The sequence below is a fragment of the Kitasatospora sp. A2-31 genome, assembly GCF_022288725.1.
In the GTDB taxonomy this organism is placed as follows: Bacteria; Actinomycetota; Actinomycetes; order Streptomycetales; family Streptomycetaceae; genus Kitasatospora.
On sequence record NZ_JAKNTA010000005.1, the window covers coordinates 324,742 to 349,784 of the forward strand.

Annotated in this window: 17 protein-coding genes; 9 read left to right on the forward strand and 8 right to left on the reverse strand. The window is 75.7% G+C overall.

Annotation, left to right across the window (positions count from 1 at the left end; all coding sequences use genetic code 11):
* Nucleotides 1-4: 4 nt before the first annotated feature.
* From MCM47_RS16290 to MCM47_RS16300, 3 genes are all read left to right on the forward strand, one after another.
* The gene (locus tag MCM47_RS16290; protein WP_238862340.1) at nucleotides 5-3,943 is read left to right on the forward strand and encodes a DUF5682 family protein; all 3,939 of its coding nucleotides are present in this window, start codon (nucleotides 5-7) and stop codon (nucleotides 3,941-3,943) included.
* Nucleotides 3,940-6,015: a hypothetical protein gene (locus MCM47_RS16295; protein ID WP_238862681.1), complete on the forward strand. Its 2,076-nt coding sequence runs from the start codon at nucleotides 3,940-3,942 to the stop codon at nucleotides 6,013-6,015. The genes MCM47_RS16290 and MCM47_RS16295 overlap by 4 nt, the downstream gene beginning before the upstream one ends.
* 265 nt (nucleotides 6,016-6,280) lie before the next feature.
* Nucleotides 6,281-6,748: a MarR family winged helix-turn-helix transcriptional regulator gene (locus tag MCM47_RS16300; protein WP_238862341.1), complete on the forward strand. Its 468-nt coding sequence runs from the start codon at nucleotides 6,281-6,283 to the stop codon at nucleotides 6,746-6,748.
* Nucleotides 6,749-6,829: 81 nt separating this feature from the next.
* Here MCM47_RS16300 and MCM47_RS16305 read toward each other — a convergent pair whose 3' ends face one another.
* From MCM47_RS16305 to MCM47_RS16330, 5 genes are all read right to left on the reverse strand, one after another.
* On the reverse strand, nucleotides 6,830-7,402 hold the full coding sequence (locus tag MCM47_RS16305) for an ATP/GTP-binding protein (RefSeq protein ID WP_238862342.1): 573 nt from the start codon (nucleotides 7,400-7,402) through the stop codon (nucleotides 6,830-6,832).
* A gap of 80 nt (nucleotides 7,403-7,482) precedes the next feature.
* The gene (locus MCM47_RS16310) at nucleotides 7,483-7,863 is read right to left on the reverse strand and encodes a DUF742 domain-containing protein (protein WP_238862343.1); all 381 of its coding nucleotides are present in this window, start codon (nucleotides 7,861-7,863) and stop codon (nucleotides 7,483-7,485) included.
* On the reverse strand, nucleotides 7,860-8,291 hold the full coding sequence (locus MCM47_RS16315; RefSeq protein WP_238862344.1) for a roadblock/LC7 domain-containing protein: 432 nt from the start codon (nucleotides 8,289-8,291) through the stop codon (nucleotides 7,860-7,862). The genes MCM47_RS16310 and MCM47_RS16315 overlap by 4 nt, the downstream gene beginning before the upstream one ends.
* The gene (locus MCM47_RS42590; protein WP_305067986.1) at nucleotides 8,291-10,552 is read right to left on the reverse strand and encodes an ATP-binding protein; all 2,262 of its coding nucleotides are present in this window, start codon (nucleotides 10,550-10,552) and stop codon (nucleotides 8,291-8,293) included. The genes MCM47_RS16315 and MCM47_RS42590 overlap by 1 nt, the downstream gene beginning before the upstream one ends.
* 591 nt (nucleotides 10,553-11,143) lie before the next feature.
* The gene (locus MCM47_RS16330) at nucleotides 11,144-12,424 is read right to left on the reverse strand and encodes an acyl-CoA dehydrogenase family protein (RefSeq protein WP_238862648.1); all 1,281 of its coding nucleotides are present in this window, start codon (nucleotides 12,422-12,424) and stop codon (nucleotides 11,144-11,146) included.
* 419 nt (nucleotides 12,425-12,843) lie between these two features.
* On the opposite strand from MCM47_RS16330, the gene MCM47_RS16335 reads away from it, so the two are divergent.
* The 3 genes from MCM47_RS16335 (at nucleotide 12,844) to MCM47_RS16345 (ending at nucleotide 18,369) form a co-directional block, all read left to right on the forward strand.
* Complete coding sequence (locus tag MCM47_RS16335) at nucleotides 12,844-13,899, forward strand: GAF domain-containing protein (RefSeq protein ID WP_238862345.1); 1,056 nt, start codon at nucleotides 12,844-12,846, stop codon at nucleotides 13,897-13,899.
* 369 nt (nucleotides 13,900-14,268) lie between these two features.
* On the forward strand, nucleotides 14,269-15,837 hold the full coding sequence (locus MCM47_RS16340) for a lipase maturation factor family protein (RefSeq protein ID WP_238862649.1): 1,569 nt from the start codon (nucleotides 14,269-14,271) through the stop codon (nucleotides 15,835-15,837).
* Between the two features lie 207 nt (nucleotides 15,838-16,044).
* A complete protein-coding gene (locus MCM47_RS16345; RefSeq protein ID WP_238862346.1) occupies nucleotides 16,045-18,369 on the forward strand; it encodes a hypothetical protein in 2,325 nt (774 codons plus the stop codon).
* Between the two features lie 121 nt (nucleotides 18,370-18,490).
* Here MCM47_RS16345 and MCM47_RS42595 read toward each other — a convergent pair whose 3' ends face one another.
* On the reverse strand, nucleotides 18,491-19,627 hold the full coding sequence (locus MCM47_RS42595) for a transglycosylase SLT domain-containing protein (RefSeq protein ID WP_305067987.1): 1,137 nt from the start codon (nucleotides 19,625-19,627) through the stop codon (nucleotides 18,491-18,493).
* A 179-nt stretch (nucleotides 19,628-19,806) separates the two neighbouring features.
* Nucleotides 19,807-20,664: a helical backbone metal receptor gene (locus tag MCM47_RS16360; RefSeq protein ID WP_238862347.1), complete on the reverse strand. Its 858-nt coding sequence runs from the start codon at nucleotides 20,662-20,664 to the stop codon at nucleotides 19,807-19,809.
* Between the two features lie 178 nt (nucleotides 20,665-20,842).
* Between MCM47_RS16360 and MCM47_RS16365 the strand changes: the two genes are divergently transcribed.
* Genes MCM47_RS16365 through MCM47_RS16375 form a run of 3 tightly spaced genes read left to right on the forward strand, consistent with a single transcriptional unit; the run spans nucleotide 20,843 to nucleotide 23,866 of the window.
* The gene (locus tag MCM47_RS16365; RefSeq protein ID WP_238862348.1) at nucleotides 20,843-21,937 is read left to right on the forward strand and encodes an ABC transporter substrate-binding protein; all 1,095 of its coding nucleotides are present in this window, start codon (nucleotides 20,843-20,845) and stop codon (nucleotides 21,935-21,937) included.
* Nucleotides 21,938-21,950: 13 nt separating this feature from the next.
* Nucleotides 21,951-23,048 (forward strand): iron ABC transporter permease, encoded by a 1,098-nt coding sequence (locus tag MCM47_RS16370; RefSeq protein WP_238862349.1) that lies wholly within the window; start codon nucleotides 21,951-21,953, stop codon nucleotides 23,046-23,048.
* The gene (locus MCM47_RS16375; protein ID WP_238862350.1) at nucleotides 23,045-23,866 is read left to right on the forward strand and encodes an ABC transporter ATP-binding protein; all 822 of its coding nucleotides are present in this window, start codon (nucleotides 23,045-23,047) and stop codon (nucleotides 23,864-23,866) included. The genes MCM47_RS16370 and MCM47_RS16375 overlap by 4 nt, the downstream gene beginning before the upstream one ends.
* An 8-nt stretch (nucleotides 23,867-23,874) precedes the next feature.
* Here the strand turns inward: MCM47_RS16375 and MCM47_RS16380 are convergent, their stop codons facing one another.
* Nucleotides 23,875-24,951 (reverse strand): L-tyrosine/L-tryptophan isonitrile synthase family protein, encoded by a 1,077-nt coding sequence (locus MCM47_RS16380; RefSeq protein WP_238862351.1) that lies wholly within the window; start codon nucleotides 24,949-24,951, stop codon nucleotides 23,875-23,877.
* Nucleotides 24,952-25,043: the final 92 nt, after the last annotated feature.

The following is a 25,043-nucleotide window of genomic DNA, read 5'->3' on the forward strand; positions in this document are numbered from 1 at the left end:
CGCGATGACGACGACGAGCAGCGCGGCACCCCCCGGCCGCGAAGCGGCTCCGGGGGCGTCCGGTGGCACCGGTGGGCCTGGTGGGCCCGCCCGGTCCGGTCGCTCCGGCCGAGCCGCGGGCACCGGCGACCCACGGGCGGCGGTGGAGGCCGAGACGGCACGCCTGGCCGCCGCGGGCGTCGGCGCGCCCGGGCCGTACCTGATCGGGGTCCGGCACCACGCGCCCTCGCTCAGCGCGGCCGTGCCCGCGCTGCTCGACGCCGTCCGGCCCGAGGTGGTGCTGGTGGAGCTGCCCGCCGAGTTCCAGCCGTGGCTCGGCTGGCTGGCGGACGACTCCACCCGGGCGCCCGTCGCCCTCGCCGCCGCCCCCGGCGGGTCCGGGGACGACGGCCCCGGGGGCGGCGCGGGCGCGGGGGCGTCCGGGCTCGCCTTCTACCCGTTCGCCGACTTCTCCCCGGAGCTGGCGGCGCTGCGGTGGGCCCGGCGCAACGGCGTGGAGGCGGTGGCCTGCGACCTTCCGCTCGCCCAGCGCGCCGACGCCGGACGAGGCGTCACCGACCGCTCCGGCACCGACCGGGCGGACGGTCCTCCCGCCACCGGTACCCCCCTGGCCGGCCGCGGCCCGGGCGTCGCCGCCGCGCTGCGCCGCCGGCTCACCGGGCGGGACGACGACGAGGACCTCTGGGACCGCCTGGTCGAGACCGCCGCCCCGGGCTCCACCCCGGAGGCGGTGCGGCGCGCCGCACTGCTGGTCGGCTGGGCCATGCGTCGCGACGCCGAGGACGGCCCCGGCGTCGACCCGTACGACCTGCGCCGCGAGGCGTGGATGCGGGCGCGGATCGCGGCCGCCGCCTCGGGCGGTCGGCGCGTCGCCGCCGTCGTCGGGGCGTTCCACGCCCCCGCGCTGCTCGACGCCGCCGAGCGGCCGGACGGGCCGCAGCCGTCGGAGTCGGCCGCCGTAGCCGGTGACCCCGGGGCCCGGGCGGCCGCGGGGACCGCGGCGGGGCCGGCCGGCTCCCCGGTGGAGGAGCCGCCGGCCGACGGCCACGTCGTCTCCCTGATCCCGTACACCTACCCGCTGCTGGACGCCCGCTCCGGCTACCCGGCCGGCATCCGGGACCCGGAATGGCAGCACACCGTCCTCGAGGCCGGCGGGGACCGGGAGCGACTCGCCGAGGCGCTCGTCCGCACCGCGGTGCGGATCTGCGAGGCCCTGCGCACCCAGGACCACCCCGCCGGCCCGGCCGACGCCCGGGAGATCGTCCGCCTCGCCGGCGACCTCGCCCGGCTGCGCGGGCTCTCCGCCCCCGGCCGGGGCGAACTGGTCGAGGCCGTGCAGACCGTACTGGCCCAGGGCGAGCCGCTGGGCCGGGGCCGGGCGGTCGCCCGCGCGCTCGAACGCGTCCTGGTCGGCACCCGCACCGGCCGGGCCGCCCCCGCGGCCCCCCGCAGCGGTCTGGCCCCCGCCGTCGAGGCCCTGCTCGCCGAACTCGGCCTCCCCGGCCCCGCCGACGCCGCCGAGTCCTCCCCGCGCGACCTCCGGCTCGACCCGCTGCGCTCACCCCTCGACCGCCGCCGCGAGCTGCTCCTCCACCGCCTCACCGCCTGCGGCGTCCCCTACGGCGAACCGCTCGCCGGCACCGGTGCGGGCGGCATCGAGACCATCGGCACCCGCTGGCAGGTGCAGTGGACGCCGGCCACCGCGGCCATGCTGACGGTCGCGGGCACCCGGGGCGTCACCCCCGCGCAGGCGGCCGAGGGCGCCCTGCGGGAACGGCTGCGCCGCGAGCAGCAGGCCGACGGCCCGACCGCGCGCGACGTGCTGCAGGGCCTCGCGGACGCCGCGGCCTGCGGCCTGGCCGCCCTCGCCGACGTCCGCCTCGCCCAGCTCACCTCCGTCCTCCCCGAGAGCGGCACGCTGCCCGAACTCCTCGACGGCCTCGCCCTTCTGGACCGCCTCACCGCGGGCCACGCCCCCGGCCTGCCGGCGGCCGCAGCCGTCGCTGCGGAAGACCACACCCCGGCGGCCGGGCCGGAGGCCGCCGGACGTGCCGCAGCGCTGGCGGCGGCGGCCGAGCTGCTGACCGTCGCCGCCGTGCGGCAGCTGGAGGGGGTGGGCGGTTCGGACGATCCCGCCGACGCGCGGGCCCTCCTGGAGCTGGCCGGGCGCGCCGACCGGTCGGGCGGGCTGCGACTCGGCCACGTGCTCGCCGAACTCGCGAACGGCGGGAGCCCGCTGGTTCGGGGCGCGGCCGGCTCGGTGCGGGTGCTCCTCGGGCACGACAGCGCCTCGGCGTTCGGCGGCCGCGCCGCCTCCTGGGTCGACGGGGCCACCGACCCCGCGGCACGGCACGCCCTCGCCCGCTCGCTGGTCGGGATGCTCACGGCGGCCGAAGGGCTCCTCGCCACCGCACCCGAGGTCCTGGAACCCGTCCTGGAACGGGTGACGGCACTCGCCGACACGGACTTCCTCGACCGGCTGCCCGCGCTGCGCGGCGGCTTCGACACCCTCAGCCCGGCCGCCCGCGACCGGCTGCTGACGCTCGTGGAGGAGCGCCTCGGCACCCGGGTGCAGGCCCTGCCGGACGCCGTCGCACCGGCGCTGTTCGCCCGGTGGGCCGGGGCCGATCTCGCGGCCCGTACCGCACTGGGCCGTCGCGGTCTGCTCCCGGCGGGCACCCTCGGGCCGCCGGCCGGCCGACCCGCGCCGACGACGGCGCCGCCCGCGGCACCCGGCGGCACGGTCATGCCACCGGCCACTGAGGGGGCCGTGACCGAGGCCCCCGGTACGGCCGCCACCGCACACGCCCTCACCCCCGCCGAGCGGTGGCGGCTGCTGCTCGGCCGGCCGGGCAGCGGCGGCCTCGGCGGGCGGGCGGCCCGCCTGGCCACCGCGCTCGACGAGCTCTACGGCACCGGCCACGGCGAGGGCTCGGGCCCCCGCCTGGACGGGCGCGGCGGCGCCGGCGGCCAGCGGGGCGGCCGCGGGGCGCCGTACCCGGGGGTGCGCGAGTGGTCGGAGGAACTGGTCGCGCTGTTCGGCCCCGGCATCCGCGAGGAGGTCCTGGCCGCAGCCGTGGCGCACGGTCGCACCGACGCGCTGTCCGCCGTCGACCCCGACACCGTCCGGCCGTCCGTCGACCTGCTGCGCACCGTACTGGAGCACGCCGGCGGCCTGCCCGAGGCGCGGATCGCCGCGCTGCGCCCGTTGGTGCGGCGCCTGGTGGCCGAACTGACCCGGGAGTTGGCGACCAGGCTGCGCCCCGCGCTCACCGGCGTGGGCGTGCCGCGCCCGAGCCGACGGCCCGGCGGCGGGCTGGACCTGGACCGGACGATCCGGGCCAACCTCGCCACCGCCCGCCCGGCCCCGCCGGGGCCCGAGGGGGAGCGGGGCACGTTGATCGTCCCCGAGCGGCCGGTGTTCCGGACGAGGGCCCGCAAGGCCGCGGACTGGCGGCTGATCCTGGTCGTGGACGTCTCGGGGTCGATGGAGGCCTCCACGGTCTGGGCGGCGCTGACCGCCTCGATCCTGGCCGGGGTCCCGTCGCTGAGCACGCACTTCGTGGCCTTCTCGACCGAGGTCGTCGATCTGACCGAACGGGTGCGGGATCCGCTGAGCCTGCTCCTGGAGGTGCGCATCGGCGGCGGCACCAGCATCGCGACCGGTCTGAAGTACGCGCGGGACCTGGTGACGGTGCCCTCCCGGACCCTGGTCGCGGTGATCAGCGACTTCGAGGAGGGCGGCCCGGTGGGCGGGCTGCTCGCGCAGACCAGGGCGCTGGTCGACTCCGGGTGCCACGTCCTCGGCTGCGCCGCGCTGGACGACACCGGGAAGGCGCGGTACTCCAAGGCGGTCGCGGGCCAACTGGTCGCGGCCGGGATGCCGGTGGCGGCACTCAGCCCGCTCGAACTGGCCCGCTGGGTAGGGGAGAAGGTCCGATGACGGCATCGACGACGGAGTGGCCGGCGGTTCGGCCGGAGGTGGTCGCCGAGGTGGTGGCCGGGCTGTCGGCCCGGCTGCAGAAGCGGTTGGACGGCGCGGCGGCCAAGCTGGCCGGCCGTCCGGTCGAGCGCACCGGCGACGACTGGCGAATCGCGGTGGACGAGGAGACCGAGCTCGTCCTGCACGCGCCCGGCGGGGTGGTCGGCGAGCCGGCCGGCGTCCGCTGCGGCTGCCTGCTGGCCCCGGCCTGCGTCCACCGGGCGGCCGCGGTCACGGTCTGCCGTCTCGCCGACGCGGACGCGGAGTCCCACGCGGAGGCGGACGGCGAGGCGGACGCGGACGCCGACGCCGACGAGGCGGACGGTCGCGCCGTCCCGCCGACGGCCGTCCCGCCGACCGCCGTCCCGCCTACCGCCGAGCCGGCCGAGTGGCCACGGCCGGTCGATTCGCCGACGCCGGCCGATTCGCTGACGCCGGCCGAGCGGGCCGCCGCTCACCATCTGCACCACGCCGCCGCGGCCGTGCTCGCGGCGGGTGTCGGCGGCACGGGCGCCGTCCTCCAGGCCGAGCTGCTGAGGGCGGCCCACCGCGCGCGGCTGGCCGGCCTCCACCGGCCGGCCGCCGCGGCGGTGGCGGTGGTGACCAGGGTCCGTGCCGCCCGCTCGGGCGAGCCGGACCACCGGCTGGCGGACCTGGTCGCAGGTCTGCGCGAGCTGCTCGACCTGACGACCGCGCTGACCGCTGCCGTGACGGCCGTGACGACCGTGACGACCGCGACGGCCTCGCCGGCCGTCCCGCCGGCTCTCCCACCCGGGCGCCTCGCCGAGTTGCGCGGCTCGGCCCGGCAGGCCTACCACGAGGCGGGTGGGCTGCGTCTCTACGGGCTGTTCACCGAGCCGGTGCTGACGGCCACGCACGCGGGTGTGCTCACCTGGGCGATGGACGCCGGCGGGCGGTTGAGCACGGTCGCGGAGGTCATGCCCCACGCCGACGCGACGGCTGCGGCTCCGCAGGCCGTCGGCGCCGCGAACCGGGTCGTCCGGCTCGGCGACGCCATGCTCGGCCACGCCGAGTTCGGCCGGGCCGGGCTCGCCGTCCAGGGGGCGACGAGGTCCGCCAACGGGCGGCTCGGTGCGGGTGCCGCGGTGCGCGCGGTCCGGGCGGCGGGTGCGGCGTGGACGGCCGAGCCGCTCGCGGCACTCTGGGCCGAGCCACCGGCCGCCCAGGTGGAGCGTGCGCTGTCGGCGGCGGTGGTGCCGTACGAGAGCAGGCCGGCCGGGAGCGACCTGCTCTTCCTGGACGTCACGCTGCTCGGTGCCGCGCCGTACGGGCCGACGGGTGTGCCGCAGCTGCTCGCCGACTGTGGCGGCGGCCTGGTCGTCGCGCTGCGGGCGGCACACGACCACCCGGGGCTCGCGTTCCGGGGCAACCTCGCGCTGCTCGCCACCGCGCCCGGGCTGCGGTTGCGGGTGATCGGCCGCCTGGAGCGCGCAGCCCGGCCGGAGCTGCACCTGCTCGCCGTCGGGACGCCCCCGGGCGCCCCCCAACCGGGCGACCCCCGACCGGGCGACCCCCAACGGGACGACCGGGCACCGGACGAACCGGCACTGGCCCTGAACGCCGCACGGTCGGGCCGGGTCAACCTGGGTCTGGAACGCCTGCAGACCGCCGACCTCGTCCTGCCCGCCCCGCGCACCGACGCCGTCACGCCGTCCGCTGCGGCCGATCCGCCCGGCACGCCCGGCATGTCCGAGGCCCCCGAGGCCCCGGTTCACCTGCTCACCCGCCGGGTGGAGCAGGCGGTGACGGGTGGACGGCAGGCCCTCGCGCTCGGCGGCGGTACGCCGGACGGCGACGCGACCCGGCTGAGGTCGGCGGGCCTGGCCACCGGGGCGACGCTGCTGGACGCCTTGCGCGCGTCTGCGGCGGACCAGCCGCGCGACGTGTTCGGCCGGGTCGTCGCGGACGACCACGAGGCGTTCACCGCCGCATGGCTGGCGGCGGCCTGCTACGGCGAGGAGTTGGCCACGGCACTCTGCGCGGCCGCCTGGTCCGGGGGAGAGGGGAGCTGATCCTGGGCCGAGGGAGACTCGGCCCAGGACCTCGACCCCCGACGCGACCACCCGACTCCCCCGAACGGGGAAGGTACTTGCACAAACAGGTAGAATGCGCCGAGTGGCATACTGGGCGGACGGGAGACGTTCGACCGGTCGTAGCACCGCTGACCTGGGCCGGACACCCTGTCGGCACCGGACACCGGTCGGCGGGGGTGGACGGCGGTCCGGCGACCGGTCCGACGGCGGTCCGAACGGGACCGGGGAAGAAGAGGGGCGAGCCATGGGGATCCACGACGATGCCGCCGAGGTCCGCGCGAGCGGCTGGCGCACGCTCGCCGCGCTGCACGGTCTCATCGACACGGCACTGGAGCGGGCGCTTCAGGCCGAGCACCAGCTGTCGGTGGTCGAGTACACGGTGCTGGACGCGCTCTCCCGGCAGGACGGCTGGCACATGCGGATGCAGCAGCTGGCCCGTGCGGCCGCTCTGAGCAGCAGTGCGACCACCCGGCTGGTGACCCGCCTGGAGGACCGCGGTCTGCTCAGCCGCTACCTCTGCGCGGACGACCGTCGCGGCATCTACACCGAGCTGACGCCGCGGGGCCGCGAGCTGTTGCAGGCCGCCCGCCCGGTGCACGATGCCGCGCTGGAGGCGACGCTGGCCAAGGCCACCGAGACCCCTGAGCTGGCCCCGCTGGTCCACGCCCTGGAGGAGCTGGAACTCACCCCGGCGGCCTCCGCCACCACCTGACCGATCCGGACCGGCCTGCCGGGACGACCGCCCCGCGCCGACCGCTCCGAGCGCACTGCAACCCGACGGCGCCGCAGCGCCCTAACGCCGCGCCGCGAGCGCGTCGCGGTGCACGCGGTCCAGCAGGGCGAGCAGCAGCTCCTTGCTGGAGGCGCGTTCCCGGACGTCGCAGAGCACGACCGGGACCTCCGGATCCAGGTCGAGGGCGCGGCGGACGTCGTCGGGGGTGCAGTCGCGCCGGCCGTAGAAGCAGTTGACGCCGATCGCGAACGGGATGCCGCGCTGTTCGAAGAAGTCGACGGCGGCGAAGCTGGACTCCAGCCGCCTGGTGTCGGCCAGCACGATCGCCCCGAGCGCGCCGAGCGCCAGGTCGTCCCACATGAACCAGAACCGGAACTGGCCCGGGGTGCCGAACAGGTAGAGCACCAGCTCGTCGTGGATGGTGATCCGTCCGAAGTCCATGGCGACGGTGGTGGTGGACTTCTCCTGGACGCCCTCGAGGCTGTCGACCCCGATGCTGGCGCGGGTCATCCGCTCCTCGGTCTGCAGGGGTTCGATCTCGCTGACCGAGCCGACCATGGTGGTCTTGCCGACGCCGAAGCCGCCGGCGACGAGGATCTTGACCGCGCCGGGCACCAGACTCTGGGTCGTCAATTCGGATCTCCTGTAAGGGAACTGGAGGTTGTGGTGCGCCGCGGCCTAGGTGTGAGCAGGGGGGGCCGCGGTCGTCGGTGTCAGAGCCGGCGGACGCCCTCGATCACGGCCTGGATCAGCGAGACGTCCGGCGCCTCGGCGAGCTGGACGGGAGCCCGGGTGAGGATCAGACGGGCCTCGGCCAGGTCGTCCAGCAGGACCTTCACGACGCTCACCGGCAGGTCGAGGCCGGCCGCGATCTCGGCCACGGCGAGCGGGCGTTCGCGACACAGGTCGATGATGGCGGCCGGTTCGGGCGACATCCGCGACGTGTCCGTGCGCGGGTCGGCGGTGACCACCAGGGTGATCAGCGCGAAGCCTTCACGGACCGGGCCGGTCCGCCCGTTGGTGATGGCGTAGGGGCGGACCAGATGGCCGGCGTCCTTGTCGAAGAACCAGGCCTCCTCGGCGTCGGCGGTCACGCACCGCCGCCCACGCCGACCTGGCCGGCGTCGCTGCGCGGCGCCGCGGTGAGGTACTGGCCGACCTGCTTCACCAGCATGTTGATCTCGTAGGCCATCAGGCCGGCGTCGACGAGCTCGGTGGTCAGCACGGCCAGCCGGGCGCCCTGGCCGGCGGTGGTGACGAAGAGGAACAGCTGGTCCATCTCGATCACCGTCTGCCGGACCCGGCCGCCGTTGAAACGGTGGCCGGCGCCGCGGGCGAGGCTCTGCAGGCCGGAGGCGACGGCCGAGAGGTGTTCGGCGTCGGCGCGGTCCAGGCCCTGGGAGAGCCCGACCAGCAGGCCGTCCTCGGAGAGGACGATGGCGTGCCGGGTCTCCGGGACCCGCGCCACCAGCTGGTCGAGCAGCCAGTTGAGGTCGCGCTGGGTGTCGGTGTACTGCGTCATCACTGCTGATCCTTAGCTGCGGAGGGTGCGGCCGGTGCAAGGGGAACGGCCGGTGCGTCCGAGTCGGGGTCCGCCGCACGGGCGGTACGGGTACCGCGCTGGATGGCGGCCATGGTGGCGCGGGAGCGCTGCGGCGAGGGATCGTCGACGGGGCCCGGGTCGGCGCCGGGGGCACCGCCGGTGGCGGCCCGGCCCGTCGTCCCGCCGTCGAAAGCACTGCCGTCGAACGCACTGCCGCCGAAGGTGCTGCCGCCGAACGCACTGCCGCCGAACGAGGCTCCGCCGAACGCGCCACCGCCGAAGGTGCCGCTGCCGAAGGTGCTGCCGCCCGTCACGGCGCCGGGCGTCGCGTCGGCCGGTGCACCGGGGAAGCCCGCCGGCGGCGGAAGCATTCCGCCGGGCGCGTTGGCCTCGCGCAGCTGCTCTGCGAGGCTGGCGTTCCGTACCCGCTGCGGCAGGACGCGCGGGGTGCGCAGCTCGCCGTCCGGGCCGTGCTCCAAGGGTGCCTCCGGGGCGCGCTCGTGCGTGGGCGCGGCGGCGCCGGCCGGGGGCCGGCCGTCCGCCGGGGTGCCCGTCGGGGTGCCCGTAGGAGCGCCTTCGGCGCCGTCGGGCCCGTGCGCGAACCCGGTTTGGGTCCCGCCGGCCGCAGTCCCGCTCGGCGGAGCTTCGCCCATCTCGTACGGCCGCGGCATGGCCGGCCGGGGGACGACCACCGCGCCGGGCAGGCCGGGGATCGAAGCGCCCACCGACAGGCCGCCGTTGGTGAGGCGGCCCTCCTCGCGCGCGCCGGCGTCGCCGTTCTGGCCGTACTGGGCGAGCAGCTCGCCGATGCTGAGGCCGCTGTCCTGCCGCTCACCGGCACCGGCGCCACCCCCGGCCGCCGGGCCCGCTCCGTCTGCACCACCGGCTCCGCCCGCGCCGCCGGCCGCCGGCTCGTCGCCCGCCGCCGGTCCGCCGCCCCGCGAGCCGCCGAGCACGCCGGCCGGCGCGCCGCTGTCCGCCGCCGGCTCGCCGCCGGCGTAGGCCGGCCCGCCGTCCTGGACCGGCTCGCCGTCCTGGACCGGCCCGACCTCCGGCACCGGCGTCCGGGTGACCCGGGCACCGGCCGGCAGACCGGGCACCGAGGCGGCCGGCTGCGCCTGCTCCAGCAGCACCGAGGGCACCAGCACCACGGCCCGCGTCCCGCCGTAGGGCGAGGGGCGCAGCGTGACCTGGATGTCGTGCCGGGCGGCGAGCCGGGCCACCACGAAGAGTCCGAGCCGCAGGTCGTCGCCGAGTGCGGAGACGTCCAGCTCGGGCGGGTTGGCCAGGTAGTCGTTGAGGCGTTCGTAGTCCTCCTCGCCCATGCCGAGTCCGCGGTCCTCGACCTCGACGGCCAGGCCCTTGGGGACTTCCTGGGCGGAGACCTGCACCTGGGTGTAGGGCGGGGAGAAGGTGGTGCCGTTCTCGATCAGCTCCGCGACCAGGTGGATCACGTCCGCGACGGCCTGCCCGCTGAGCGAGGTGCGTGGGACGCCCTGGACGACCACCCGGGAGTAGTTCTCGGTCTCGGAGACGGCGCTGCGCAGCACGTTGACCACGGGCACGGCGTTGCGCCAGCGCCGGGCCGGCAGTGCACCGCCGAGGATGACCAGGTTCTCGGCGTTGCGCCGCATCCGGGTGGCCAGGTGGTCGACGGCGAACAGCTCGCGCAGCAGGTCGGGTTCCTCGTGCTCGCGCTCCAGCGCGTCCAGCATGCTGATCTGGCGGTGGATCAGGATCTGGGTGCGGCGGGCGATGTTGAGGAAGACCTTCTTCGTCCCCTCGCGGCCCTGGGCCTGGTGGACGATGGCGGCGAGGGCGGCCTGCCGGACGGCGGCGAGGCCGTCGGCGGTCTGCTGGACCTCGTCGCCGGTCCGCCGCGAGGGGGCCCAGGCGGGCGGTGCGGGGACGGACTCGCCGGCCCGGAGCCGGTCGACGACGTCGGGGATCTCGTGCCGGGCGAGGGTGAGGGTGTCGGTGCGCAGGCCCGCGAGCCGCGTGGAGAGGGCCCGGACCAGCCCGATGCCGCGGATCAGGCTCCCCAGCACGACCACCGCGACGAGCGCGCTGACCGTCAGCAGGGCGGTGCGGTGTCCGGTGTCGCGCAGCAGGTAGGCGGCGTAGCCCCAGGCGGCGGCGAGACCCAGGCAGGGGACCAGCACGAGGCCGAGGAGCGAGCTGCGGAGGGAGCCGGACCGGCCGGCGCGGTGGCCCGTCCGGGGGGCCGATATGCCTGGCATCTGATTCCTTGTTGCTGGGCCGAACGACGGGTCCCCCGTGTGCGGTCCGGTGCGCCCCCCGGCCGGGGCGGCGGGACGCCCACGGCCGGCGATGTCCGGAGGAAACGCCGGATCGGGTGACGCAGTGTCACCGTCCCGGGCGGTGCACACGGCCGCCGACTGCAGGGCACGCTACCAGCACGAGGTGGACTCAGTGCAACATCAACTGACGATACGTGAACGGGCGATGACATGCCGTCCGTCCGCCCCGCCGTTCTCCGTGGAGGCATCGCCGCTGGTCAAAGGGTGTGCCATGAACGCGGCGACGGCTCTCCGGGGGCCGCTGGGCGACCTCCGGAAAGCCGTCAGGAGCAGGTCAAAACGCGCCGGCCGGGGGGCCGCTCGGCGGACGGTCCGGAGACCGGACGGTAACTCCCGCCCGTGTCCGGCGACTCGAACTGATCATCGGTCATGCCTGTCGTCGGAATGGCCGGTTCATGATCGAAACGACCGGGCGCCGCAGGCGGCAGGTACGGCCGCAGCTCACCGGGCCGGCGCGGCGCGGCCGGGCCCCCTCCCGGTGCGGGGAGGGGGCCCGGCCGGCCGCGCGGGTCAGCCCGCCAGCGGCATGTGCAGCAGCGACGCCCCTCCGGTCTGGACGGCCACGGCCTCGGCCTCCGCGGCGGCCTCGCGCTCGGCGAGCTCGGTCCAGGCCCAGCTGGCCAGGTCGGAGAGCTCCGCCGACCACTCCTTGCCGTAGGTGCCGGCCGCGAACTGGCCCAGCCGCAGCCGCTGGACGTCCGAGGTGCCGGCCGGCGGGTAGATGTGGGTGGCGTCCCGCAGGTAGCGCTCGATCCGGAACTCGCTCTGCAGGCCCCGGGCGGCGTGGATCTCCATCGCGTTGCGGGCGGAGTCCAGCGCGTACTCGGTGTTGATGAGCTTGGCGTTCATCAGCTCGGCGTCGCAGGCCTTGCCGTGGTCGAGCAGGTGGGAGGCGTGGTAGGCGGCGAGCTTGGCGGTCATCAGCCGGGACTGCATCTCGCCCAGCTTGAGCGCGATGTTGGGCAGCTGGGAGAGCGGCTTGCCGTAGAGCGTCCGCTCCTCGGCGAAGCGGACGGTGTCCTCGACGATCGCCACGTGGATGCCGAGCGCGACGGCGGCGAGGTTGAGCCGGCCGTACAGCGTGGACGAGGAGTACGCGACGTCCAGACCCTGGCTCTCCCGGCCGAGCCGGTTGGTGGCCGGGATCCGGCAGTCGTCGAAGACGATCTCGCCGAAGCTGAATCCGTGCAGGCCGCTCTGGGTGCCGAGCTCGCCGGTGCGGAAGCCGGGCCGGTTGCTCTCCACCAGGAACGCGGAGAGGCCCTTGCTGCCCGCGCCGGTGCGCAGCACCACGCCGTGCACGTCCGCGATGTGCGAGTTGCCCACGAACCACTTGCGACCGTTGAGCACGTACTCGTCGCCCTCGCGGTGCGCGGTGCCGGTCATGCCGAGCACGTGGCCGCCGGACTCGGGCTCGGTCACGGCGATGGTCGGCAGCGACTCCCCGGAGGCGAACCTGGGAAGCCACTTTCGGCGCTGGGCGTCCGAGCCGAAGTGGATGACCTTGGCGACGCCCAGCTGCGAGGCCTGCGCCATGGCCCCCATCGCGCCGCTGACCCGGGACAGCTCCTCGACGATGACCGTCTTGGCGAGGTGGCCCAGACCCATGCCCCCGAACGCGCGGGGGATGGTGGCGCCGATCCAGCCGCGGCGTGCGATCTCGCGGGAGAGCTCGACCTCGACCTCGCGAGTGGCTTCCATTCTGGCCACCTGCGGACGTACCTCCTTCTCGGCGAACTCACGCACCTCCGCCCGGAGGCTCTCGTGTCGCTCGTCGGTGAAGTAGTCCATCGCCATGCTGGGTCCTCTCGGTCCGTCGGTTAGTCGTGCCTCCATCCGTGCCGCCGATCCGCGCCGGCCGCCCGAGGGTGGGGAGTTGGGGTGGCGGCCGGTTGCCCAGGGTGCAGCCGGTGCGTGCGGAGTAGTCGGGCCGAGTCCTTGGGGGAACCGCCCGCATTTTCGGCAGGGCCATTGTTGTCCGGCAAACAGGACGTCTCCAGTGTGGATCTTGGATTGGCCGGATCCGGATAGGTCCGCCGCCGAATGGGGTTGAACGGTCGCCGGAAGGGGAAACGATCTTCCCCCGCTTTGTCGCCCGGTCCGGCCCCGTTCACGTGGCGCTTTGGCTGAGCATCAGCAAGCTGTCCGTGGAGGGCCGGGAGCGCGACGGCCGCATGATGTCTGATTACATGTGCGACATGACTGATGTGATGAGCACTCAAGGCCAGTTCCCGGGTGCCGGCGGCGAGTCCGAGCGGACCCGCAGGCTGCGCAGCCTCGGTCTCAACGAGCCGACCGCGGACGAGGCCTTCGACCGCTTCGCTCACCTCGCCGCCAGCATCACCCGCGCCCCCATCGCGATGGTCAACTTCATCAACGACGAGCGACAGATGTTCCGGGGGCTCTACATTCCGCCAACCTCCGCCGAATCCACGGCCGAAATCGGTGCCTCCTGGGCCGACCGCGGCATCGCGTTCGACCTCCCGACCCGGGAGATGCCGCTGAGCCACGGCTTCTGCCCGCACGTCGTCGCGCAGCGCTCCCCGCTCGCCCTCGACGACATCCTGGCCTACCCGCGGTTCGCGGGGAACCCGGTCGTCGACGAGCTGGGCGTGCGCGCCTACCTCGGCGCCCCGCTGGTCGACGACACCAACACCGTCATCGGCACCGTCTGCGTCCTCGACCGCGAGCCCCGCCAGTGGGGGCGCGAGCGGCTGCGCGACATCCAGCACCTCGCCGAGGCCCTGCTCTCCGAGATCCGGCTGCGCGACAACCTGCTCGCCCAGCAGCAGGAGATGTTCGCGGCCTTCGACGGTTCGCCCTTCCCGATCATGCTCACCGACGGCCCCGGCCAGGAGATCCGCTACGCCAACGCCCAGCACGCCGACACCTTCGGCGCCCCGACGGCGTACGGATCGGTCGGCATGGCCTACCCGCAGCTCGGCGCGGCCGGACTCGACCGGGCGGTCGCGGAGGCCTACCACACCGGGCGGACCACCGTCCTGAACGACGTCCGTATCCAGTCGGTCCGGCCGGACGCCCAGCGGATCCAGCAGATCTTCAGCTTCACCTGCACCCCGCTCCGGAGCGCCCGCACCGGGCAGGTCAACGGCGTGGTCACCGTCGGCATGGATGTCACCGCGCAGTCCCGCACCGAGGAGGAGCTGGGCACGCTCGCCGCCCTGCTGGTGGACCGGCTGCAGCAGAACGGGGCCGGCCGTCCGGGCCTCGGCGGTGGTGAGACCGGACCGCTCCTGCCGGGCTGAGCCCTGAGCAGGCCCTCCAGGACACCGTCCACTGCACCTCCGACCGCACTCGATCGCACCACGCGTCACACCGCACGCCGAACCGCTCGTCGCACCGGCCGTCGTCCTGCACGTCGCACCACACGTCACACTGCACGACACTGCACGCCGAACCGCTCTCGCACCGCCCGTCGTACGGCCCGTCGTCTGCACGTCGCACCGGCCGTCGCACCGCACGTCGCACCGTCATCGTGGCGGGGCGCCTCTCACCCCCGAGGAGAGGCTCCCCGCCACGATGCTCTCCGGTGACGGTGCCGCCCGGGTGAACCGCCGCCGCCGCGCAGCCGGCCCGGCCGCCCGGCCGTCCCGCCGGTGGTAGGCATGGGCCGCATGGACTGGTTCGCCGCCCCCGAGTACTGGCTCAGCCGACTGCTCGTGCAACGGCTGCTCGCCGGCCTCTACCTCACCGGCTTCCTCGCGGCCGCTGCCCAGTTCCGCGCCCTGATCGGCGCCTCCGGGATGCTCCCGGTGCCCCGCTTCACCGCCCGGGTGCCGTTCCGCAGCGCACCCGGCCTCTTCCACCTCCACTACAGCGACCGCTTCTTCGCCGCCGTCGCCATGACCGGGGCCGCGCTCTCCGCCGCGCTGGTCGGTGGGCTCGGCGACGCCGTGCCGCTCTGGGCGGCCGTGCTGCTGTGGACGGTGCTCTGGGTCCTCTACCTCTCGATCGTCAACGTCGGGCAGACCTGGTACTCCTTCGGCTGGGAGTCCCTGCTGCTGGAGGCGGGTTCCCTCGCCGTCTTCCTCGGCAACGAGGACGTGGCCCCGCCCGTCCTGGTGCTCTGGCTGATGCGCTGGCTGGTCCTCCGGGTCGAGTTCGGCGCCGGGCTGATCAAGCTGCGCGGCGACAGCTGCTGGCGGGACCTGACCTGCCTGCGCTACCACCACGAGACGCAGCCCATGCCCGGCCCGCTCAGCTGGTTCTTCCACCACCTGCCCGCCCCGCTGCACCGGATCGAGGCCGCCGCCAACCACGTCACCCAACTCGTGGTCCCGGTCGCCCTCCTCCTCCCGCAGCCCGTCGCCACGTACGCGGCCTCCGTGATCGTGGTGACCCAGCTCTGGCTGGTCGCCTCGGGGAACTTCGCCTGGCTGAACTGGCTCACCATCACGCTCGCCCTCGCCGCCGTCGACCCCGCCCGGCTGGGCCTGCCGGTCCACCCCCGTTCCTACGCCGGCACACCGGTCTGGTTCGAGGTCCTGGTGATCGCGCTGACCTGCGGCGTCGCCGTGCTCAGCTACTGGCCGGTGCGGAACATGATCTCCCGCGGCCAGGTCATGAACCGTTCCTTCAACCGCCTCCACCTGGTCAACACCTACGGCGCCTTCGGCAGCATCAACCGGATCCGCCAGGAGGTCGTCGTGGAGGGGACCGACGAGCCCACCGTCACCCGGCACACGGTCTGGCGCGAGTACGGCTTCAAGGGCAAGCCCGGGGACGTGCGCCGGCTCCCGCGCCAGTACGCCCCCTACCACCTGCGGCTGGACTGGCTGATGTGGTTCGCCGGGATCTCGCCCGCGTACGCCCGGCCGTGGTTCCTGCCGTTCGTCGCCCGGCTGCTCGTCAACGACCCGGACACCCTGCGGCTGCTGCGGAGCAACCCCTTTCCGGACACCCCGCCCACGCACGTCCGGGCGACCCTCTACCTCTACCGGTTCACCGGTTGGCGCGAACTGCGGGAGACCGGCGCGTGGTGGCACCGGACCGAGCTGCACGAGTACCTCGGCCCCGTCAGCCTTGACGCCCTCACCCGATCCGGCTACCGGCCGCCCCTGGGCCGGCGCGCCAGGACGGTGCCGGTGGACGGGCTCCGCAGCGGTGGCGGCCGGCGGTCCGGTCAGCGTCCGCCCCGCCCGTCCGGCCCCGGACCGCATCACCCGTCCGGTCCTCCCGAGTAGCGCCCAGGTGAGCGGTGTGGGACGCCACATCGGTCCATCGGGCGGTGGGTGCGTGCAAGGCTCGAACGGGCACCCGTATTCTGGGCCTCCACAACCGGCAGGCCGATCGCGCGCCCCCCGGCCCCCTCCCGCCGGGGCCCCGCGCACCCGGTCGGCCGTCCCCCCGCCGCCCAGCCCCCGCCGCAGTCGCCCAGAACCGGACCTCACATGACAGTGCTTCACTCGCGCAACGCCGACGCGGCCGACGCCGCCGATGCCAAGGCCGCCGACGCCGAGACCGCCACGGACGCCGCCGACACCACGGACGCCACCGACCTGGAGCAGACGACGGCCCGGCCGGCTGCGACGGACACCGACCTCCGGGACGAGCTCGGCCGCTACGCCGAGCTCGGTGCCTTCACCCTCACCGCGGAGAGCCACGCCTGGTACGCGGCCGTCGACACGGTCGCCACCCCCGAGGACGCCCGCGCCGCCTCGACCGTCCTCGCGGAGCTGCGCGGTCGCGACCTCCAGCAGACCTGGGACGCCGTCACCGCCCTGGCCGCCGACGCGAAGCTGGACGAACCGGACACCGTCGCCAAGGCGGCGCTGCTGGTCGAGCTCCTCCAGCGCGTCCACAGGACCTCCGCGACGCTGGTCGGCGCCGCCTACGATGCCGACCTCGACGCCCTCATCGCCGCCACCGCCGACCGCGCCTGGCGGCGCGAGCGCGGCGTCAAGCTGTCGTTCCTGAAGGTCCGCGGGCTGCGCAAGCAGGCCGCGGCGTTCGCCCGCGACGGTCGCAAGGTCCGCCCCGAGGAACTGCACGAGGCCTTCAGCTCCGCCGAGATCGAGCGCCGGGCCTGGGCCGTCCTCGCCCCGGCCGGCACCCTGCCGAACCCGCCCGCCGACGGCGCGCTGGTCGAGAAGACCGCCACGGCCTTCGAAGCGATCGGCACCGGCCTGCGCGAGCTGGCCCGCCTGCTGCCCGAGCACGACCTCGACGGGTTGCCGTTCGGCGAGCTGATCGACCTGGTCGAGCGGCTCGCGGCGGACGAGGGAACGCTCTACCGCCTGCCGACCATCCGCTCGCTGCGCGCCACTCTGGAGGAGGCCGGCCTGGCCGACCTGCTCGCCGAGCTGACCGAGGCCCGCGCCGACCGCCGCGCGGCCGAGGCCGCCTTCACGGCCCGCCAGGCCCTGGCCGGTGGCCAGCGGGACGGTCTGGCCGGCACCCGGGACGAGGCCGAGCCGGAGATGACCGCCGAGGCCGGCGCTGCGGACGAGGTGGAGGCGGAGGCGACGGGGGCCGTCGAGCCGGAGCCGGAGGCCGTGGTGGAGACCGGGCCCGAGCCCGAGGCGGCGGCCGAGTCCGAGCCCGAGGCCGCGACCGAGCCGGACGCCGCGGACGCCGAGCCGGTGCTGGCCGACGAGCTCACCGGCGAGGAGCCTGTGGAGGTTCAGCCCGTCGTCGTGACGCTCCCGGCGCCGTCCCCCGCGGCGGACGACCTGGTCGACGTCACCCCGATCCTCCCGGCGAAGCCCGTCGAGATCGGGGCCGAGGTCCAGCCCGAGCCCGAGGGCGAGGCCGCCGTGGTCGAGGCCGCCGTGGTCGAGGCCGCCGAGGGGGTGGCCGAGGTTGCCCCGGCCGTGGAGCCGGAGGAGGTCGACGAGGTCGGGGCCGCGGCCGAGAACGGCGAGGTCGGGGCTGAGGCCGACGAGCCGGTTGTCGAGGAGGCTGCGGACGAGGCCGGCTCGGTCGAGGAGGTTGTGGAGGCCGAGCACGAGGTGGCCGAAGCCGCCGAGTCCGAGGTCGTCGCAGCGGCGGAGACCGAGGGGGCTCCGGCCGGGGCCGCCGTGGTCGAGGCCGACGAGCCCGCGACTGAGGCCGAGGTGGCGGCCGCCGAACCGGTCGCCGTGGCAGCCGCCGCGGAGGTCGTGGCCGAGCCCGCGGCCGAGCCGGTGGTGGAGGCCGAGCAGGCCGAGCCCGAGGCGGGGGAGGCTGCGGCCGAGGTCATCGGGACCGTCGCCGAGGAGAGCGCCGTCGAGACCCGGACCGAGGTCGAGGCCGAGGCCGAGCAGGCTGAGCCGGTCGAGCCGGTCGCCGAGGAGACCGCCGAGGCCGTCGCCCTGCCGGAGGAGGCCGAGGCGCCCGAGGCCGGGACAGGCGAGGTCGAGCCCGAGGCTACGGCCGTCGAGCCGGTCGTCGAGCAAGCCACCCCCGAGGCCGACGTCGCCCCCGAGCCCGAGCCCGAGCCCGCGCCGGCGGCCGTTGTCGAGCCCGAGCCCGTCGTCGAGCCCGAGCCGGTCGTCCAGGCCGCGCCGGCCGCGCCCGCCGGCCGGCCGGAGAAGCCCGACTTCACCCCGGGCCGCCCGGTGACCGCCTACTCCGCCGACGAACTGCTCGCCGTCGTCCGGTGGCTGGACGGTGACGGCGTGAAGCGCAGCGACGAGGAGCTGCTGCGCGCCGCGATGAAGGAGCTGGGCTTCGCCCGCCTGGGCCCGCGCATCAAGGAGGCGCTGGGCGCCGCCGTCACGGCCGCGCGCGGCTGACCCGACGGACGAGCGACACGGGCGAGGGCCCGGTGGGATGCGGATCGCCGCTCCCACCGGGCCCTCGCCCGTCCTGTCCCGAAGGGCTCGGCCCCGGGCGCCCCGGGGACCGTCCTGCCGGTCAGCCCGCCTTGTTCCAGGGCGCGCCGGACATCAGCGCCTTGACGTTGGCGACGTAGCCGGGGTTGGGGATGACCAGGCTGCCGGTGGTCGCGCCGGTGGCCGGGTCGGTGACGGTGTTGTAGTGCACGTTGCCCGCCCCCGCGTTGTACGCGGCGATGACCAGGTCGAGCAGCGGCGTCTTGCCGGTGGCCGGGTCGGGGGAGAGGTCGTACTTGCCGCCGAAGGAGGAGTCGCCGTAGTAGGCGACCAGCCAGTCCAGCAGCTGGGTGCCGAGCTGGACGTTCCCGTTAAGCGTCTTCGGGTCGGAGGTCGTCCCGAACTTGCTGTTCATCCAGCTCACCGTGGCGGGCATGATCTGCATCGTCCCGATGCCGCCGTCGCAGGCGAGGATGCCGGACTGCCAGCCGCTCTCCTGCCAGGCGATCGCCTTGACCAGGCCGACCGGCAGCGGTGGGAGCTTGTCGGTGCCGCCGTTGCTGAGGTTCAGCGTGCGGGGTTGGCCGGCGGCCGCGGTGAGGGCGGCGCCGACCGCCTCCTTCGGCTCGTCGGGCTGGGGCTTGGTGGGGGTGCAGCCGCTCTGCAGCGGCGGGACGTGCGGCGTCGGCGGAGCCGGCGGCGGGGTGGGCGCGACCGGGCCGGGCTTGGGCGTCGGCGCGGGCGCCGGCACCACCGCCGCCGGGCCGGGCGGGGGCGCCGGCGCGGCCTTGGGGGCCGGGTCGGCGGGCTTGGTGCCGGTGCTCGGTTGGGCGCTGCTGGGCGTCGCGGCCGGGCTGGGCTTGCCCGACCTGCCCGCCGTCGCGCTCGGTGAGGCGCTCCTGCCGGCGGTGGGGCTCGCGGTCGCGGTCGCGGTCGCGCTCGGTGAGGCGTCGGCGGAGGGCGTCGCGGACGGCGATGGCGTGGTCTCCGCCCCGGTGGTGGTCGCCACCGGGGCGGGCGTGCCCGTGCTCCCGGCGGTACCGTCGGCCTTCTCGGTGCCGCATCCGGTCAGCAGGGCCGTGGACACGGCCGCCGCCGAGACCAGGACCAGCGCCCGCCGAACGCCGCTCCGGCCCCGACCGTGCTCCGGTTCCCGCACGGGGTTCGTCCCCCGCAGGTGGCCCTGCTCGTGCTCCGGCCTGCGCTCGTGCCCTGGCATGGATCCGCTCCCCCCGATGCCTCGCCGGACGGCCCGGCGAGAAGGCGACATCGTACGACGATCGGACTTTGACGTCGGCTGCCGGGGTCGGGCCGATCGGGGGCGCTGAACTGGCGGGGAGCCGGGCATGGATCGGATGCGGATTCCGCGGGGAGCCGGCGGGGAGTCGGTGACGACGCTCAGGCCTGCGGGACGTCCGCGCGCAGCTGCGCGGCCAGCACGGCCGGGGCCTCCGTCAGTGACGGTCCGTACCAGGTCAGGTGTCGGCCGCTGACCAGCGCGGTCGGGATGCCGGGGAACGCCTCGGGGCCGTCCACCGCCGTGAACCGGTACGGCTCGTCCGGGAGGACGACCAAGTCGGGCTCACAGGCGAGGAGTTCCGGCAGGGGGACGGCCGGATAGCGGTCGGGGCGGTCGGTGTGGAGGAGGTCGACGCCGAGGCGGCCGAGCAGGTCGCCGGCGAACGTGTCGCGGCCCAGCACCATCCACGGGCGTCGCCAGATCGGCACGACGGCGCTCCGGCGCGGGCGCAGCGCGCGCGCTCCCGGATCGGCCCAGGCGGCCTCGGCGGCGTCCAGCCAGGCGGGGCGGGGCAGGCCGCAGCCGGCGGTGAGCAGGCGGTGCAGCGAGGTGAAGGCCTGCTCCAGCGTGCGGATGTCGGTGACCCAGACCGGCAGTCCGGCGGCCCGCAGGGCGTCGAGGTCCGGGCGGCGGTTCTCCTCGTCGTTGGCGAGGACGAGGTCGGGGGCGAGCGCGGCGATCCGCCGGACGTCGGGGTTCTTGGTGCCGCCGATCCGGGTGGCGGTCAGACCGGCGGGGTGGGTGCACCAGTCGGTGGCGCCGACCAGCAGGTGGGGTGCGGTGGCGGCGACGGCCTCGGTCAGCGAGGGGACCAGCGACACCACTCGCCGCACCGGCCCGCCGCCGAGCGGCACCGCCGAGCCCAGGTCGTCCACCGGGGGGTCGTCGGGCCGCCGGCCCGCGGCCGCCCGAGCGTCCCCGCCCACCGGCATTCCCCCAGCCGCCTGCTGCTCCATCAGCACACCCTAGACCAGGGCTCCGCCGCCCCGCCGCCCCGCCGCCCCGCCGCCCCCGCCGCCCCGCCGCCCCGCCGCCCCGGTGAAAGTCGCGGGAACCGGGCGGCCGCGGCGGCCGACTACCTGGACCGGGTTCTCAGGCCGAGCCCCGGCACGACCATTGACCAGGAGAGTTGTCATGCGCCCTCGCGTCCTCTGCGGCATCGCGGCCGCCGTCGCCCTGTTCGCCACCGCCTGCGGGAGCGGTGGTGGCGGCAGTGCGGACGGCGGAAGCGGAGGCGCCGGTGGCGGGGGGACCACCGCCGCCGGCGCGTTCCCGGTGAAGGTGGCGGACTGCGCGGGCAAGGAGACCACGGTCGCACAGGCGCCGAGGAAGATCGTCACCAGCAATGCCGCGAGCCTGGAGATGCTGCTCCAGCTCGGTGCCGGCGACCGCGTCATAGGCACCGGCTTCCCGCCGGGCAAGGGCAGCCTGCCCGCGCCGCTCGCCGAGCAGGGGGCGAGGGTGCCGGTCCTCGGCTCCACCGTGATCGCCAAGGAGAAGCTGCTCGGCTCCGGCGCCGACCTCTACGTCGACACCTTCGGCGCGATGCCGATGATGGGCGCGGCGGGCGCCGGGCCGACCGAGCAGGAGTTCTCGGCGGCCGGCATCCAGCACGTCTTCCTCCTCTCCACCGCCTGCGCCGGCACGCCGAAGGCCGCCAAGGGGCCGCGCGCCGACCTCGCCGAGGTCGAGAGCGACATCCGCCGGCTCGGCGCGGTGACCGGGACGGCCGCACGGGCCGAGGAGCTGGTGGCCGGTATGGAGCGGACCGTCGGCGAGGTGCGCACCGCGACCGCCGCCGTCCCCGCCGACCAGCGTCCGAGCTACTTCCTCTTCGACTTCGACGCCGGCACCAAGCAGCCGGTCGCCGTCTGCGGCCGGCAGGTCGCCAACGCGGTGATCACGCTGGCCGGGGCCCGCAACGTCTTCGCCGACTGCGACGCCGACTTCAAGCCGGTCTCCTGGGAGGACGTGGTGGGCAGGAACCCCGACTGGATCCAGCTCGCCGTCCGCAACCGGGGCAGCGAGGAGGAGAACCGCAAGGCCTTCGACGCGGCCGAGGCCTTCCTGCGCGACTTCCCGGCCACCCAGGGCCTGCCTGCGGTCAGGGACGGCAGGTTCCTGCGGATCGGCTCCGAGGTCACCACCATCGCCGGGGTGCGCAACGCCGACACCGTCCGGCGGATCGCCGCCACCGTCCATCCGGCGCTCGTCAAGAACGGCCAGTAGGGCGGTGGCACCCGTGGCACCCGCGACCTCCGCCGCTGCCGCCACCGCCGACGGGCGGCGGCGCCGGACGCGCACCCTGCGCGCCGGCCCGCTCGCCGCGCTGCTCGGGCTCGCCCTGCTCGCCGCGCTCACCGCGGCCGTCTCGCTCGGCTCGGTGGACGTCCCGCCCGGCGAGGTCTGGTCGGTGGTCGCCCACCGGCTCACCGGGCGCACCCCCGGGCCCGGTACCCGCGACCTCATCGTCTGGCACCTGCGTGTCCCGCGCGCCCTGCTCGCCGCGACGGTCGGGGCCGGGCTCGGGCTCGTCGGCACCGCCGTCCAGGCCCTGGTCCGCAACCCGCTCGCCGACCCCTACCTGCTCGGGATCTCCTCCGGCGCCTCGCTCGGGGCGGTCGCGGTGATCGTCCTCGGCGGCGGGCTCGGTCTGGAGGCGGCCTTCGGCGGTGCGCTCGGGTTGACCGTCTCGCTGGCCGCCTTCCTCGGCGCGCTCGGCGCGTTCAGCCTGGTCTGGGTGCTGGCCCGGCGCGGCGGCGGGTTCTCACCGCTGCGCCTGGTCCTGGCCGGCATCGGCATCGGGCAGTTCCTCGCCGGGTTCACCAGCTACCTCGTCCTGCAGACCGGGGACGAGCAGCGCACCAGAGGTGTGCTGTTCTGGTTGATGGGCAGCCTCGGCGGCGCTGTCTGGAGCCAGCTCGCCGTCCCCGCGGCCGCCGTGGCGCTCGGCCTGGCGCTGCTCCTGGCCCGCGCCCGGGGACTGAACGCGCTCCTGATGGGCGACGAGACGGCGGCCGGGCTCGGCGTCGACGTCACCCGGCTGCGCCGCGAGGTCTTCGCCGTCACCAGCGTGCTGACCGGCGTGCTCGTCGCCGTCTCCGGTGCGATCGGCTTCGTCGGGCTGATGGTGCCGCACGTCTGCCGGCTGCTCGTCGGCGGCGACCACCGCCGGCTGCTGCCGCTGTCGGCCCTCACCGGGGCGGTACTCCTGGTGGTGGTCGACACCGCCGCCCGCACCGCGCTGGACACCCAGGAGCTGCCGATCGGCGTGGTCACCGCCGTGCTCGGCGCGCCCACCCTGCTCTACCTGCTGGACCGACGACTGGAGCGGAATTGAGGATCGCGGTCGAGGACCTGACCGTCACGCTGGCCGGGCGGGCGGTGGTGGCCGGCGTCCACCTGGTCGCCAAGGAGGGCGAGATCGCCGGGCTGGTCGGACCCAACGGCAGCGGCAAGTCCAGCCTGCTGCGCACCGTCTACCGGCACCTGAGGCCCAGCGGCGGGCGGGTCCTGCTGGCCGGCCGGGAGCTGTCCGACCTCACCCCCGCCCAGTCCGCCCGGCACATCGCCGCGCTGCCCCAGGAGCGCGGCGGCGACTTCGAGTTGACCGTCCGCGAGGTGGTCGCGATGGGCCGCACCCCGTACAAGCGGGCCTTCGCGGCGGACGACGCCGAGGACCGCCGGGTGGTCGCCGAGGCGCTGGGCCGGGTCGGGATGGCCGCGGCGTCGGCCCGCCGGTTCGCCCAGCTCTCCGGGGGCGAGCGCCAACGCGTGCTGCTGGCGCGGGCCTTGGCCCAGCAGCCGGACGTCCTGGTGCTGGACGAGCCGACCAACCACCTGGACGTGCGGCACCAGGTGGAGCTGCTCGCCCTGTTGCGCGAGCAGCGCCGCACCACGCTGGTCGCCCTGCACGACCTCAACGCCGCCGCCTCCGTCTGCGACCGGTTGCACGTCCTGCACCGCGGGGCCCTGGTGGCCTCGGGGGAGCCGCGCGACGTGCTGACCCCCGAGCTGCTGGCGGAGGTGTTCGGCGTGCGGGCGGCGGTGGTCGACCATCCGCTCACCGGAGACCCGTTGATCGCCTTCGACCACCGCACGCCCGCCCCCGGTCCCGCCCCCGCCCCCATGGCGGCGGAAGCGGGACCGGAGGCGTAACAGGAGCCTCAGCAGGTTTCGTAGTGGCTGGGCCGGCCGTCCCGCTCGACCAGGCGGCCGACCTTCGCGGCGTCCTCGCTGCGGAGCAACTCGCAACGGCCGTCCGGTCGGTGGAGCACCGAGGAGTGCCACGGCGTCGTCCAGACGTCGGCGGCCTCCAGCAGCCGGATGCCGAACTTCAGCACACCCGCCTTCTGCGGGTGGATGGAGAGCCGGACGGAGCGCGGGTGGTGTTCGGCGATGAGGTCGCCCCAGGCGCGGCTGCGCTGGATCACGGCGTAGGCGCGCCGGCGGCACTCGCGCTGGAGGGCGGACCTGGTGCCGGTGAAGCCGACGGTGTCCTCGGTGAGGAAGCGGGTGATGCCGCGGTAGAGGCGCAGCGTCTCCTCGTCGACCAGCACCTGCGCGCGCAACTCCTCGGCGGAGGGCGCGTACCGGGCGTGCACCCGGGCGCGCTTCTCGTCGTGGGGCAGGTCGCCGAGGACGGCCCGCAGGTCGAAGGTGGCGAGGTGGGTCAGGCCCTCCCGCTCGATCATCGCGGTCAGCTCGTCCGCGTACTGGTCGATGTGGTCGTCGGGGACGTGGATGAGGTCGCCGAAGACGTGGCCGTCGGAGCAGATCAGCATCTGCGCGCCGGGTGGGTAGAGCGCGCCGATCGCCTCGCAGAGCCCGTTGAGGAAGGAGAGGGAGAGGCGTTCGCCCTCGTCGGGGAGGTGGCCGAGGACCTTGGCCGGGTTGGGCGACTTGCAGGGGAAGCCGGGCAGGGTGAAGCTGACCGGGTCGCCCGCGGTGACGAAGTCGGCCAACTGCGCCAGCTGGAGGGGGAAGTCGGCGGCGGTGGCCGGCAGCTCCGGATCGGAGGCCCGGCGGTGCGGCAGCAGGAGGTCGATGATCCCGGCGGCGATCCGGGCGGCTTCCCGCGGGTCGGTGACGGCGCGCTCGGCCGGGGCCGGAGCCGCGTTCGCTCTGCCGGCGGCCGGCGCGGAGGGCATGCCGGCGGCCGGCGCGACGGGTGCCCCGGCGGACTGCGAGGCGGACTGCGAGGCGGACGGGGAATCGGTGGCGAGGGTGCCGGCGGGCGGCATGGCAGGTCCTCCACGGGACGGTGGGCGGGCTTCGGGGCAGGCGGGAGCCACGCCCCGGCGCTGGTGCGCCGGGGCGGCTGCCGGGGAGTCGG